The sequence below is a fragment of the Enterobacter sp. UNJFSC 003 genome, assembly GCF_036903355.1.
GTDB lineage: Bacteria > Pseudomonadota > Gammaproteobacteria > Enterobacterales > Enterobacteriaceae > Enterobacter.
Genome location: NZ_JBAKHK010000003.1, coordinates 232,005 through 244,813, shown reverse-complemented (window position 1 = coordinate 244,813; position 12,809 = coordinate 232,005). Strand labels below are relative to the sequence as shown.

The 12,809-nt window shown below is 54.8% G+C and carries 11 protein-coding genes; 7 read left to right on the top strand and 4 right to left on the bottom strand.

Annotation, left to right across the window (positions count from 1 at the left end; translation table 11 throughout):
* The first annotated feature begins 12 nt into the window (after positions 1 to 12).
* The 6 genes from V5P19_RS11350 to V5P19_RS11325 all read left to right on the top strand — a co-directional run bounded on the left by V5P19_RS11350 (position 13) and on the right by V5P19_RS11325 (position 6,229).
* Positions 13 to 345 carry a YbaB/EbfC family nucleoid-associated protein gene (locus tag V5P19_RS11350; protein ID WP_010428194.1) on the top strand — a complete coding sequence of 111 codons (333 nt, stop codon included), beginning with the start codon at positions 13 to 15 and terminating at the stop codon, positions 343 to 345.
* Positions 345 to 950, top strand: coding sequence for a recombination mediator RecR (gene recR, locus V5P19_RS11345; RefSeq protein ID WP_008499298.1), 606 nt, complete (start codon positions 345 to 347; stop codon positions 948 to 950). Before V5P19_RS11350 ends, recR begins: the two co-directional genes overlap by 1 nt.
* Before the next feature lie 110 nt (positions 951 to 1,060).
* Positions 1,061 to 2,935, top strand: coding sequence for a molecular chaperone HtpG (gene htpG / locus V5P19_RS11340; RefSeq protein ID WP_334403250.1), 1,875 nt, complete (start codon positions 1,061 to 1,063; stop codon positions 2,933 to 2,935).
* 194 nt (positions 2,936 to 3,129) lie between these two features.
* A complete protein-coding gene (gene adk, locus V5P19_RS11335; protein ID WP_334403248.1) occupies positions 3,130 to 3,774 on the top strand; it encodes an adenylate kinase in 645 nt (214 codons plus the stop codon).
* A 125-nt stretch (positions 3,775 to 3,899) separates the two neighbouring features.
* On the top strand, positions 3,900 to 4,862 hold the full coding sequence (gene hemH, locus V5P19_RS11330) for a ferrochelatase (RefSeq protein ID WP_334403246.1): 963 nt from the start codon (positions 3,900 to 3,902) through the stop codon (positions 4,860 to 4,862).
* A 62-nt stretch (positions 4,863 to 4,924) separates the two neighbouring features.
* The gene (locus V5P19_RS11325; protein ID WP_334403244.1) at positions 4,925 to 6,229 is read left to right on the top strand and encodes an inosine/guanosine kinase; all 1,305 of its coding nucleotides are present in this window, start codon (positions 4,925 to 4,927) and stop codon (positions 6,227 to 6,229) included.
* A gap of 78 nt (positions 6,230 to 6,307) precedes the next feature.
* Here the strand turns inward: V5P19_RS11325 and ybaL are convergent, their stop codons facing one another.
* Together ybaL and V5P19_RS11315 are read right to left on the bottom strand one after the other, a co-directional pair.
* Positions 6,308 to 7,984, bottom strand: coding sequence for a YbaL family putative K(+) efflux transporter (ybaL, locus tag V5P19_RS11320; protein WP_334403242.1), 1,677 nt, complete (start codon positions 7,982 to 7,984; stop codon positions 6,308 to 6,310).
* A gap of 232 nt (positions 7,985 to 8,216) precedes the next feature.
* Positions 8,217 to 9,437 carry an MFS transporter gene (locus tag V5P19_RS11315; protein ID WP_334403240.1) on the bottom strand — a complete coding sequence of 407 codons (1,221 nt, stop codon included), beginning with the start codon at positions 9,435 to 9,437 and terminating at the stop codon, positions 8,217 to 8,219.
* Positions 9,438 to 9,606: 169 nt separating this feature from the next.
* Between V5P19_RS11315 and ushA the strand changes: the two genes are divergently transcribed.
* A complete protein-coding gene (gene ushA / locus V5P19_RS11310) occupies positions 9,607 to 11,259 on the top strand; it encodes a bifunctional UDP-sugar hydrolase/5'-nucleotidase UshA (RefSeq protein ID WP_334403238.1) in 1,653 nt (550 codons plus the stop codon).
* A gap of 44 nt (positions 11,260 to 11,303) precedes the next feature.
* Here the strand turns inward: ushA and ybaK are convergent, their stop codons facing one another.
* Both ybaK and V5P19_RS11300 read right to left on the bottom strand, forming a co-directional pair.
* Entirely contained in the window at positions 11,304 to 11,783 is a 480-nt protein-coding gene (gene ybaK, locus V5P19_RS11305) for a Cys-tRNA(Pro)/Cys-tRNA(Cys) deacylase YbaK (RefSeq protein ID WP_334403236.1), read from the bottom strand.
* A gap of 199 nt (positions 11,784 to 11,982) precedes the next feature.
* Positions 11,983 to 12,777: a TraB/GumN family protein gene (locus tag V5P19_RS11300; RefSeq protein ID WP_334403234.1), complete on the bottom strand. Its 795-nt coding sequence runs from the start codon at positions 12,775 to 12,777 to the stop codon at positions 11,983 to 11,985.
* Positions 12,778 to 12,809 lie beyond the last annotated feature (32 nt).

Here is a 12,809-nt window from a genome sequence, read left to right as displayed (position 1 = left end):
AGAGAGAAGCCTATGTTTGGTGGAAAAGGCGGTCTGGGTGGCCTGATGAAGCAGGCTCAGCAGATGCAGGAAAAAATGCAGAAGATGCAGGAAGAGATCGCTCAGCTGGAAGTCACGGGTGAATCCGGTGCCGGTCTGGTCAAAGTGACCATCAACGGTGCGCACAACTGCCGCCGCGTTGAGATCGACCCAAGCCTGCTCGAAGACGACAAAGATATGCTGGAAGATCTGGTTGCAGCCGCGTTTAACGATGCTGCTCGCCGTATCGATGAAACTCAGAAAGAGAAAATGGCCTCTGTTTCCAGCGGTATGCAACTGCCGCCGGGCTTTAAGATGCCATTCTGATGCAAACCAGTCCGCTGCTCACGCAGTTAATGGAAGCACTGCGCTGCCTGCCGGGCGTTGGCCCGAAGTCGGCGCAGCGCATGGCGTTCACGCTCCTGCAGCGCGACCGCAGCGGCGGGATGCGCCTGGCGCAGGCATTGACCCGCGCCATGTCAGAAATTGGTCACTGTGCGGATTGCCGTACGTTCACCGAGCAGGACGTATGCAATATCTGTACGAACCCGCGGCGTCAGGAAAACGGTCAGATTTGCGTGGTGGAGAGTCCTGCGGACATCTATGCCATCGAACAAACCGGGCAGTTTTCTGGCCGTTATTTTGTGCTGATGGGGCATCTCTCGCCGCTGGACGGTATTGGCCCGGACGATATCGGCCTTGACCGACTGGAGCAGCGTCTTGAATCGGAAACGATTAAAGAGGTGATTCTGGCCACCAACCCCACGGTGGAAGGCGAGGCAACGGCTAACTATATCGCTGAACTGTGCTCACAGTATGGCGTTGATGCCAGCCGTATCGCGCATGGCGTGCCGGTTGGCGGCGAGCTGGAGATGGTTGATGGCACCACGCTGTCCCACTCTCTGGCAGGGCGCCATAAGATTATTTTCTGACCAAACGGAGGGGGCATTCGCCGCCTCCGCTTGAAAATATCCCCCCGTATCCCCATCTCTCACTCAACGTGTAAAAACCCCATTAAATGGCATTGTTGAGGTCGACTTAAATGAAAGGACAAGAAACCCGTGGTTTCCAGTCAGAAGTAAAACAGCTTCTGCACCTGATGATCCATTCCCTGTATTCCAATAAAGAAATCTTTCTGCGTGAGCTGATTTCCAACGCCTCCGATGCGGCGGACAAGCTGCGTTTCCGCGCGCTGTCTAACCCGGATCTGTATGAAGGCGACGGTGAGCTGCGCGTGCGCGTCTCTTTCAACAAAGAGAACCGTACACTGACCATCGCGGATAACGGCATTGGTATGAACCGTGATGAAGTCATCGACCACCTCGGGACTATCGCTAAATCCGGAACCAAATCCTTCCTCGAATCCATGGGCTCCGATCAGGCGAAAGACAGCCAGCTGATTGGTCAGTTTGGCGTGGGCTTCTACTCGGCATTCATCGTGGCAGATAAAGTCACCGTGCGCACTCGCGCTGCGGGCGACAGCGCTGAAAACGGTGTGCTGTGGGAATCCCACGGCGAAGGCGAGTACACCGTTGACGATATCACCAAAGCGGATCGCGGCACCGAGATCACCCTTCACCTGCGCGAAGGCGAAGATGATTTCCTCAACGACTGGCGCGTGCGCTCGATCATCAGCAAATACTCGGATCACATCGCGCTGCCGGTAGAGATTGAAAAACAGGAAGAACAGGACGGTGAGACCGTTGTCTCCTGGGAGAAAATCAACAAGGCGCAGGCGCTGTGGACGCGCAACAAGTCTGAAATTAAAGACGACGAATACAACGAGTTCTACAAGCATATTGCCCACGACTTTACTGACCCGCTGACCTGGAGCCACAACCGTGTGGAAGGTAAGCAGGAGTACACCAGCCTGCTGTATATCCCGGCACAGGCACCGTGGGACATGTGGAACCGCGATCACAAGCATGGTCTGAAGCTGTACGTACAGCGCGTGTTCATCATGGATGACGCCGAGCAGTTCATGCCAAATTATCTGCGTTTTACCCGTGGCCTTATCGACTCCAACGATCTGCCGCTGAACGTCTCGCGTGAGATCCTACAGGACAGCACCGTCACCCGTAACCTGCGTAACGCGCTGACCAAGCGTACGCTGCAGATGCTGGACAAACTGGCGAAAGACGACGCCGAGAAATACCAGACCTTCTGGAAACAGTTCGGCCTGGTGCTGAAAGAAGGCCCGGCGGAGGACACCGCTAACGTCGAAACGATTGCGAAACTGCTGCGTTTCGCCTCCACGCATACTGACTCCTCCGAGCAGAACGTGTCGCTGGAAGATTACCTCTCCCGCATGAAAGAAGGGCAGGAGAAGATCTATTACATCACCGCCGACAGCTACGCTGCAGCGAAGAGCAGCCCGCACCTGGAGCTGCTGCGTAAGAAAGGCATTGAAGTGCTGCTGCTTTCCGATCGCATCGACGAATGGATGATGAACTACCTGACCGAGTTCGACGGTAAAACCTTCCAGTCTGTTGCGAAAGCCGACGAGTCTATCGATAAGCTGGCGGACGACGTCGATGAAAGCGCGAAAGAAGCCGAGAAGGCGCTGGAGCCATTTGTTGAGCGCGTGAAAACCCTGCTGGGTGACCGTGTGAAAGAGGTACGCTTCACTCACCGCCTGACCGATACCCCGGCGATTGTGACCACGGATGCCGATGAAATGGGCACTCAGATGGCAAAACTGTTTGCCGCTGCGGGCCAGGCGATGCCTGAGGTTAAATATATCTTTGAGCTGAACCCGGATCACCCATTGGTGAAACGCGCGGCAGACACTCAGGACGAGGCTCGCTTCTCCGAGTGGGTTGAGTTGCTGCTGGATCAATCCCTGCTGGCCGAGCGCGGCACGCTGGAAGATCCTAACCTGTTCATTAAGCGCGTGAATGCGTTGCTGCTGGCGTAATTAAACACCTACCCCTCACCTACCCCTCTCCCCAAAGGGGGAGGGGTAAAGTGAGGGGGAATCTACCGCACTATCCCAAATTATCTCCCCCGTTAACCGTTTCAGCCTTCCCGCCTTTCTTGAGCCACGTCCGTTCTGATGGTATTGTTTAGCGCTTTTGAAAAATTGAACCAACTTTTGAGGGGATTTTCGCAATGCGTATTATTCTGCTTGGCGCTCCGGGCGCGGGTAAAGGAACTCAGGCTCAGTTCATCATGGAGAAATACGGTATTCCGCAAATCTCTACCGGTGACATGCTGCGTGCCGCTGTTAAATCTGGCTCCGAGCTGGGCAAGCAAGCGAAAGACATCATGGACGCAGGCAAGCTGGTTACCGACGAACTGGTTATCGCGCTGGTCAAAGAGCGCATTACTCAGGAAGACTGCCGCAACGGTTTCCTGCTGGACGGCTTCCCGCGCACCATTCCACAGGCTGATGCCATGAAAGAAGCGGGCATCAACGTGGACTACGTTCTGGAATTCGATGTTCCAGACGATCTGATTGTTGACCGTATCATTGGCCGTCGCGTGCACGCTGCCTCTGGCCGCGTTTATCACATCAAATTCAACCCGCCGAAGGTTGAAGGTAAAGACGATGTGACCGGTGAAGAGCTGACTACCCGCAAAGACGATCAGGAAGAAACCGTGCGTAAGCGCCTGGTGGAATACCATCAGATGACCGCGCCGCTGATCGGTTACTACTCGAAAGAAGCGCAGGCGGGTAACACCAAATACGCAAAAGTGGACGGCACCAAAGCCGTTGCTGACGTTCGTGCAGAGCTGGAAAAAATCCTCGGCTAATCGCACCGTTCTCACCCGGGCCTCCGGGTGAGAAAAATTCTCATTTTTATCTATTACAGCAATGGGTTCCGTTTAAACGCATTTCCGCTACAATTGGCAACCTATCAAATGGTTAAGAGGCGTGAATGAGTCAGGCGAAAATCGGCATCCTGCTTGCCAATCTGGGTACCCCAGAAGCACCTACTCCAGCGGCGGTAAAACGCTATCTGCGACAATTTTTAAGCGACACCCGCGTCGTTGATACCCCGAGAGTGCTGTGGTGGCCGCTGCTGCGCGGCGTTATTCTGCCGATCCGTTCCCCGCGCGTGGCGAAGCTCTATCAATCCGTGTGGATGGAAGAGGGCTCACCGTTGATGGTTTACAGCCGTCGTCAGGAAAAAGCGCTGGCCGCTCGCCTGCCGGATATGCCCGTTGCGCTCGGCATGAGCTACGGAAAACCTTCGCTGGAGAGCGCTGTCGAAACGCTGCTGGCGCAGGATGTTGACCACATCGTGGTACTGGCGCTGTATCCGCAATACTCTTGCTCGACGGTGGCAGCCGTCTGGGACGAGCTGGCACGCATTCTGGCGACTCGCCGTCGCATTCCGGGCGTGACCTTTATTCGCGACTACGCCGATAACGATCTCTACATCAAAGCCCTTGCCAGCAGCGCGCGCGCCTCGTTTGAAAAACATGGTGAGCCGGACCTGCTGCTGCTGTCGTATCACGGGATCCCGCAGCGTTTCGCCAACGAAGGGGATGATTATCCGCAGCGCTGTCGCGATACCACCCGCGAGCTGGTGTCCGCGCTCGGCCTGCCGCCGGAAAAAGTGATGATGACCTTTCAGTCGCGCTTTGGGCGCGAACCATGGCTCACGCCATACACCGATGAGACGCTGAAAATGCTGGGCGAGAAGGGCGTGAAGCATATTCAGGTGATGTCACCGGGCTTCTCGGCGGACTGCCTCGAAACGCTGGAAGAAATTGCCGTGCAGAATAAAGAGTTCTTCCTGGAAGCGGGTGGGACGAAGTACGAGTACATTCCGGCACTTAACGACTCTCCTGAGCACATCGACATGATGGTGTCGCTGGTGACAAACAGCCGCTGATCGCACTCAGAGCCGGGTTTGTGCTACCATTCCCGGCTTCTATTCCTTGCACAGTTCAGACCATGAAATTTCCCGGTAAACGTAAATCCAAACACTACTTCCCCGTTAATGCCCGCGATCCGCTGCTTCAACAAATTCAGCCGGAAAATGAAACCAGCGCCGCATGGGTGGTAGGTATCGATCAGACGCTGGTGGACATCGAAGCGAAAGTGGATGATGCGTTTGTCGCACGTTACGGTCTGAGCGCCGGGCACTCGCTGGTGATTGAGGACGACGTTGCCGAAGCGCTCTATCAGGAGCTGGTGCGCGAAGATCTGATCACCCATCAGTTTGCCGGCGGCACTATCGGCAACACCATGCACAACTACTCCGTACTGGCAGACGACCGCTCGGTCCTGCTCGGCGTGATGTGCAGCAATATTGAAATCGGTGGTTATGCCTACCGCTATCTGTGCAACACCTCAAGTCGTACTGACCTCAACTATCTGCAAGGCGTCGACGGGCCGATTGGCCGCTGCTTTACGCTGATTGGTGAATCCGGCGAACGCACTTTTGCCATCAGCCCCGGCCACATGAACAAGCTGCGCGCCGAGAGTATTCCGGAAGAGGTGATCGCGGGCGCCTCTGCGCTGGTGCTGACGTCATACCTGGTGCGCTGTAAGCCGGGCGAGCCGATGCCGGAAGCCACCATGAAGGCGATTGAGTATGCGAAGAAATACAATGTTCCGGTCGTGTTAACGCTGGGGACGAAGTTTGTCATTGCGGATAACCCGGAGTGGTGGCAGGCGTTCCTCAAGGAACACGTTTCGATTCTGGCAATGAACGAAGAAGAGGCCGAAGCCTTAACCGGCGAAAGCGATCCGCTGCTGGCGTCCGATAAAGCCCTGGACTGGGTGGATCTGGTGCTCTGCACCGCCGGGCCGGTTGGACTGTACATGGCGGGCTTCACGGAAGAAGAGAGCAAACGCAAAACCCAGCATCCGCTGCTGCCAGGCGCGATTGCAGAATTCAACCAGTACGAGTTCAGCCGCGGTATGCGCCACAAAGACTGCGTTAACCCGTTGCGTATCTATTCTCACATCGCCCCATATATGGGCGGGCCTGAGAAGATAATGAACACCAACGGCGCGGGAGACGGCGCGCTGGCAGCGTTGCTGCACGATATTACCGCGAATGCCTACCACAAAACTAACGTACCGAATTCCAGCAAGCATAAGTTCAGCTGGCTGACCTATTCGTCGCTGGCGCAGGTGTGTAAGTACGCGAACCGCGTGAGCTATCAGGTGCTAAATCAGCACTCCCCGCGCTTAACGCGTGGCCTGCCGGAAAGGGAAGATAGCCTCGAAGAGGCATACTGGGACAGGTAAAAGCAAACGGCAACCCAGGTTGCCGTTTTTAGTGTTTGTTCGCTGGGGTCAGGGTGAAAGCATCAGGCCGCTCAAAACTTAGCCCGTCACCGCCTCTTCGACCGGCGGCTTCTCCAGCAGCGTCAGCATCGTGTTTGCGATCTCTCGTTCACCCATCACCACCTGATTCGCACCACGCTCGGTAATGTACTCTACCTCGTCGTCATAATGCGCGCGGGCGATAATCTCAATCGTTGGGCATTTCTCGCGTGCAGTCGCGACAATCTCACCGGCTTCATAGCCGTTAGGGATGGTCAGCAGCAGCCAGCGGGCGCAGTCCAGATGCGCCAGATTCATAATTTCCTCGTTCGCCGCATTGCCCAACACCGCACGGATGCCGCGTTCGCGCAGCTCGTCGACGCGCGTGCGCGAGGTTTCAATCACTACCAGCGGAATGCCCTGCGCCATCAGCTTCTCGCCGAGCAGGCTGCCCACACGACCAAAGCCGACCAGCAGGGCGTGGTTGCAGATATCCACCGGGATCTGTTTCTCTTCTTCCGTTGCCTCTTCCAGCGTCAGCTCTTCGAGGGTTTCGGTTTTATCGAGGTATTTTTCCAGCAGGGCAAACAGCACCGGGTTGAGCATAATCGAGAGGATCGCCCCTGCCAGCACCAGATTCTGCCCGGCCTGCGGCAGCAGGTTCAGCGCCATGCCCAGACCCGCCAGAATAAAGGCAAACTCACCAATCTGCGCCAGGCTGGCGGCGATGGTCAGTGCCGTTCGCGGCGAGTGACCAAACATGCGCACCAGGAAGTAGGCGGCAGCGGATTTACCAAAGAGGATGATCGCCAGCGTGCCCAGTACGGCCAGCGGCTGCTGAATGAGGACCAGCGGGTCAAACAGCATCCCGACGGAAACGAAGAACAAGACGGCAAAGGCGTCACGCAGCGGCAGAGTATCGTGAGCGGCGCGGTGGCTCAGCTCAGATTCGTTCAGCACCATCCCGGCGAAGAACGCACCCAGCGCAAAGGAGACGTCAAACAGCTCAACGGCACCGAAGGCGATACCCAGCGCCAGCGCGAGGACGGAAAGGGTAAACAGCTCGCGGGAGCCGGTCGCTGCACTACGGGACAAAATCCACGGCACCAGACGGCGGCCCACCAGCATCATGATGGCAATAAACGCCACGACTTTACCGATGGTGATGCTCATATCCAGCGCCAGCGAGGCAAAGCCGACGTTGTCTTTTTCCATCATTCCGGCGACGGCAGGCAGAAGTACCAGCGTCAGAACCATCACCAGATCTTCAACTATCAGCCAGCCTATTGCGATTTGTCCGCGCTGGCTGTCGATTAACTGCCTCTCTTCAAGCGCACGCAGCAGGACCACGGTGCTGGCGGTAGAAAGACACAGTCCAAAAACGATACCGGTCATCAGCGACCAGCCCAGCATTGCTGAAAGCGCCATGCCCAGCAGCGTTGCCACACCTATCTGAGCAATCGCGCCCGGTATGGCGATAGACTTTACCGCCATCAGATCCTTCAGTGAGAAATGCAGACCGACGCCAAACATCAGCAGAATCACGCCTAATTCCGCCAGTTCTGGTGCCAGTTTGGTATCTGCCACAAAACCTGGCGTAAAAGGACCCGCCAGAACACCCGCTAACAAATAGCCTACAAGAGGTGAAATACGCAGTTTGTTGGCAATCATGCCAAGGATAAAAGCGAGAACAAGTCCACCAACAATGGTGGTGATAAGCGGTGTGGCGTGGTGCATTCCGTCTCCTTTCATGGTGGGTGTTCCATTTTTGGCTAAAAACCAAAAAAACCGAGTAATAGTTTATGACAATTTTCACGCTTATGTTTATGAAAAATTGTTGAAGTTTGAATAAAACGCCAATATGCGTCTAAAAAAGCAGGTTTTGATAAAATTGACGGCGAGGAGAAGGAGAAACCCTTATGGCATCAGGGAGTCAGGCTGCCAAAGTTAAACTTTGGCAGCCCTTAAATCACGCTTTATGACGGTTGTCAGGCAGGAATATGGTCAACATCCCCAGAAGTGGCAGGAAAGCACAGATTTTGTAGACCAGGAAGATGCTGGTATGGTCCGCAACCATCCCCAGCACCGCAGCGCCGAGGCCACCCATACCAAAAGCGAAACCGAAGAAGAGCCCAGAAACCATACCGATACGCCCGGGTAACAGCTCCTGTGCGTAGACCAGGATGGCAGAAAAGGCGGATGCGAGGATAAAACCAATAATTACGGTCAAAATCCCTGTCCATTCAAGGCTTGCATAAGGTAAAACGAGGGTAAAGGGGGCTACTCCGAGGATCGAGCCCCAAATAACATATTTACGCCCGATTTTATCGCCAACAGGCCCGCCAATGACTGTGCCTGCCGCCACAGCAAACAGGAACGCAAACAGGTGGAACTGGGCATTCTGAACGGATAATCCGAATTTTTGCATCAGATAAAAAGTGTAATAGCTGCTGATACTCGCCATATAGAAGTATTTCGAAAAAATCAGCACCAGCAGCACGCTCACCGCCAGAATAACCTTATTGCGAGGAAGTGGATTGATTACCTTCGCTACAGGTTTGCCTTTATTGACGCGATGCTGTGCGGCATACCAGCGGCTGATTTGTACGAGCACCACAATGGCCAACAGGGCTGCGAGCACGAACCACGCCACGTTGCCTTTGCCGTAAGGGGCGATGATCACCGCCGCCAGCAGGGGACCGAGAGAGCTCCCAAAGTTACCGCCGACCTGAAAGAGTGACTGTGCGAGCCCATGACGGCCACCGGACGCCATGCGTGCCACGCGTGACGATTCCGGGTGGAAAACCGATGAACCGGTTCCGACAAGCGCGGCGGCAACCAGTACCGCTTCAAAACTTCCCGCCATCGCCAGCAGAACCAGCCCGCTCAGGGTAAAGCACATGCCAATGGGCAGCGACCACGGCATCGGATATTTATCCGTCCAGTAACCGACCACCGGTTGCAGCAGAGAGGAGGCCAGTTGGAAGGTTAGGGTAATCATCCCGATTTGCACGAAGGTTAATGAGAATTCAGCCTGTAGCAGCGGGTAGATTGCCAGGATCAACGACTGGATCATGTCATTGAGCAGGTGAGAAAGACTGATTGCGCCTAATACTTTAAAAGAAGTGCGCGATGCTGGCGGCGACGCCGGAACGCCCGAGACGGGCTGAGTAGATTCACTGATTGCCATAAATATCACTACCACGTCGTTTGTTATTAGAAATGCAGGATGTAATTATTATCCGACTAACATACCCGTCTGTGACATTTGAAGAAAGTCGCAATTCTGAAAACTTATTTGTCTATTCTTATTAGTCACTGTAATTTTTGCGTTTGTCTATTGGTCAGGGAGAGAGAAGATGAAGTTAATGAAGCGGGGCGTCGCACTGGCGCTGATAGCCGCCTGGGGACTGGCAAGCCTGCCCGTTCAGGCGTATGAAAAAGACAAAACGTATAAAATCACCATTTTGCATACTAACGACCATCACGGACATTTCTGGCGCAGCGAATACGGTGAATATGGCCTGTCGGCGCAAAAAACGCTGGTGGACGGGATCCGCAAAGAGGTTTCCGCAGAAGGTGGCAGCGTGCTGCTGTTGTCGGGCGGAGATATTAATACCGGGGTGCCGGAATCTGATTTACAGGATGCCGAACCGGACTTTCGCGGTATGAACCTGATTGGTTACGACGCGATGGCCGTCGGGAATCATGAGTTTGATAATCCGCTGACCGTTCTGCGTCAGCAGGAGAAGTGGTCTAAATTCCCGTTCCTCTCCGCCAATATTTATCAGAAAAGCACCGGCGAGCGCTTGTTTAAACCTTGGGCGTTATTTAAACGTCAGGATCTGAAGATTGCGGTGATTGGCTTAACCACCGACGACACGGCCAAAATTGGCAACCCTGAATTTTTCACCGATATCGAATTTCGTAAACCCGCCGATGAAGCGAAGCTGGTGATTCAGGAACTGCAGCAGAATGAAAAACCTGACGTTATTATTGCCACCACGCACATGGGGCACTATGACAACGGTGACCATGGGTCTAACGCGCCGGGCGACGTGGAGATGGCGCGCAGCCTGCCAGCAGGCTCACTGGCTATGATTGTGGGTGGTCACTCACAAGATCCGGTGTGCATGGCGTCGGAGAATAAAAAGCAGGTGGATTACGTGCCAGGCACGCCCTGTGCGCCAGACCGCCAGAATGGGATCTGGATTGTGCAGGCCCACGAATGGGGTAAATACGTAGGTCGTGCGGACTTTGAGTTCCGTAACGGTGAGATGAAGCTGGTGCACTATCAGCTCATTCCGGTCAACCTGAAGAAAAAGGTAACTTACCCTGACGGGAAAAGTGAGCGCGTACTTTACACCCCAGAGATCGCTGAGAACGCGCAGATGCTCTCCCTGCTGACGCCTTTCCAGAATAAAGGCAAAGCGCAGCTGGATGTGAAAATCGGCACGCTGAATGGGCGTCTGGAAGGGGATCGCAGCAAAGTTCGCTTTGTGCAGACCAATATGGGCCATCTGGTGCTGGCGGCACAAATGGCGCGCACCGGCGCAGATTTTGGCGTGATGAGCGGCGGCGGCATTCGTGACTCCATTGAAGGTGGGAATATCACGTACAAAGATGTGCTCAAGGTGCAGCCGTTCGGCAACCTGGTGGTCTATGCCGACATGAGCGGGAAAGAGGTGATTGAGTACCTGACTGCCGTTGCGCAGATGAAGCCGGATTCTGGCGCTTATCCGCAGTTTGCCAACGTCAGCTTTGTGGCGAAAGACGGTAAGCTTAACGATCTGAAAATCAAAGGCGAGCCGGTCGATCCTGCGAAAACTTACCGTCTGGCAACCTTAAGCTTTAACGCCACCGGCGGGGATGGGTATCCGCATCTTGATAACAAACCGGGGTATGTGAATACCGGCTTTATTGATGCGGAAGTGCTTAAGCAGTTCATCCAGCAGAATTCACCAATCGACGTGAATGCGTATGAGCCGAAAGGCGAGGTGAGCTGGCAGTAGCGCGTTATTTTGCCCGGTGGCCTTGCGCTTACCGGGCAAATTCCTCAATCCCGCCGCGCGATATCCGCAAATTTCGCATCCAGCATGTTGGCCAGATCGCTCGCCGCCAGCTCAATATCCAGCCCGCGCTTGCCGCCCGAAATAAAGATGGTCTCAAAGTCCTGGGAAGGGGCATCAATCAGCGTTGGCAGGCGTTTTTTCTGACCCAGCGGACTGATCCCACCAACAAGGTAGCCTGTGGTACGTTGCGCAACCATCGGATCGGCCATATCGACCTTTTTTGCCCCCAGCGCTTTGGCGACTTTCTTCAGATCCAGCTGTCCGGCAACGGGCGTGACCGCGACGGCGAGATGCTTCATATCCCCGTTCATCGCCACCAGCAGGGTTTTATAGACCTGGTCAGCGTTCAGCCCCAGCTTGCGCACCACTTCATCACCAAAGTTGGTCTCGTTCGGATCGTGCTCGTAAGTATGGATCCGGAAAGAAATTTTGTTTTTTTCGAGTAATTTAACGGCGGGAGTCATAGCTATCCTTCTCACGACAGACAATTCATGCTGACAGCATACGCCTGACGTTTGTCTAAAAAATAGCACCATCTTGCGCAATAGTATTGGCAGTGATGGTCACTTTGAGCGACAATCGGCTCAACCGAAGGTCTCCTTCGGCATAATAAAAACGATGAAATTCCTCTTTGACGGGCCAATAGAAATATTGGCCATTTTTTTACCTCAGCAGCGACGGCAAATTCCCTTCTCCGTACAAATGCAGCGCGCCAACCGCGACAACATAGTACCCAGCAGGTAACGCATGCAGCGTATGTCGCCAGGCTTCGTTACGGGCATTCATGAGCACATCATACAAGGATTCACTGAAGGTTGACGGTAAAGACAGCTTACTGTCCGTCGGCGGTGCGTCCAGCCACCAGCCGATCATGGTTTGCAGCAGGCGGGCGTTGGTATGCCAGTGCGTCAGGGTGTCGTCCAGCAGAATCATTCCATCGTCGGGAAGCTGGCGAAGCAGGGCAATCTGGCTGTCCGTACCTTCCAGCTCAATGATGGGCAGACTGCGCGCCCTTGCCGCATTTAACAGCTGGTAGTCGATGCCGTAATCACCGCGCAGTCCAAGCCGTTGTGCCTGCGTTGCCTGTAGCACCATGGCAATTTGCCACAGCGGGAGCGTATCCAGCATGTATAGCGATACGCCCGTTTCATCCGCGATGCGCGTCAGTTCAGCAAGCTGTGTTTCAGTCAGGCGTTCCGCCAGCGGAAGCGCGTCGTCGAGCCCGGCAAACGGCGACTCATGTCCTGAGATATCCGCTTCCACGACCAGGGCATCGGCATTTCTGAGCCGTTTTAACAGGCCGGATGGCAGAGGGGCCATATCCTGCGTCCCCATATGAATACTGCCGACCAGGTGGAGATGCTGTCCACCGGGCAGTGAGATATCCATGCCGGGCCAGGCATAACGGCGGGGGAAAAGGGCGCGAAACGATGCTTTTAGACGATGAAACAAACTCATACGCGCTCCATAAGCGGAAACGTTTATGCTAG

Bases quoted from the DNA above. Each gene is read 5' to 3' on its own strand.
- V5P19_RS11300 (WP_334403234.1), bottom strand. From the start codon at position 12,777: ATGAGTTTGTTTCATCGTCTAAAAGCATCGTTTCGCGCCCTTTTCCCC.
- htpG (WP_334403250.1), top strand. From the start codon at position 1,061: ATGAAAGGACAAGAAACCCGTGGTTTCCAGTCAGAAGTAAAACAGCTT.
- V5P19_RS11350 (WP_010428194.1), top strand. From the start codon at position 13: ATGTTTGGTGGAAAAGGCGGTCTGGGTGGCCTGATGAAGCAGGCTCAG.
- ybaL (WP_334403242.1), bottom strand. From the start codon at position 7,984: ATGCACCACGCCACACCGCTTATCACCACCATTGTTGGTGGACTTGTT.
- recR (WP_008499298.1), top strand. From the start codon at position 345: ATGCAAACCAGTCCGCTGCTCACGCAGTTAATGGAAGCACTGCGCTGC.
- ybaK (WP_334403236.1), bottom strand. From the start codon at position 11,783: ATGACTCCCGCCGTTAAATTACTCGAAAAAAACAAAATTTCTTTCCGG.
- ushA (WP_334403238.1), top strand. From the start codon at position 9,607: ATGAAGTTAATGAAGCGGGGCGTCGCACTGGCGCTGATAGCCGCCTGG.
- V5P19_RS11325 (WP_334403244.1), top strand. From the start codon at position 4,925: ATGAAATTTCCCGGTAAACGTAAATCCAAACACTACTTCCCCGTTAAT.
- hemH (WP_334403246.1), top strand. From the start codon at position 3,900: ATGAGTCAGGCGAAAATCGGCATCCTGCTTGCCAATCTGGGTACCCCA.
- V5P19_RS11315 (WP_334403240.1), bottom strand. From the start codon at position 9,437: ATGGCAATCAGTGAATCTACTCAGCCCGTCTCGGGCGTTCCGGCGTCG.
- adk (WP_334403248.1), top strand. From the start codon at position 3,130: ATGCGTATTATTCTGCTTGGCGCTCCGGGCGCGGGTAAAGGAACTCAG.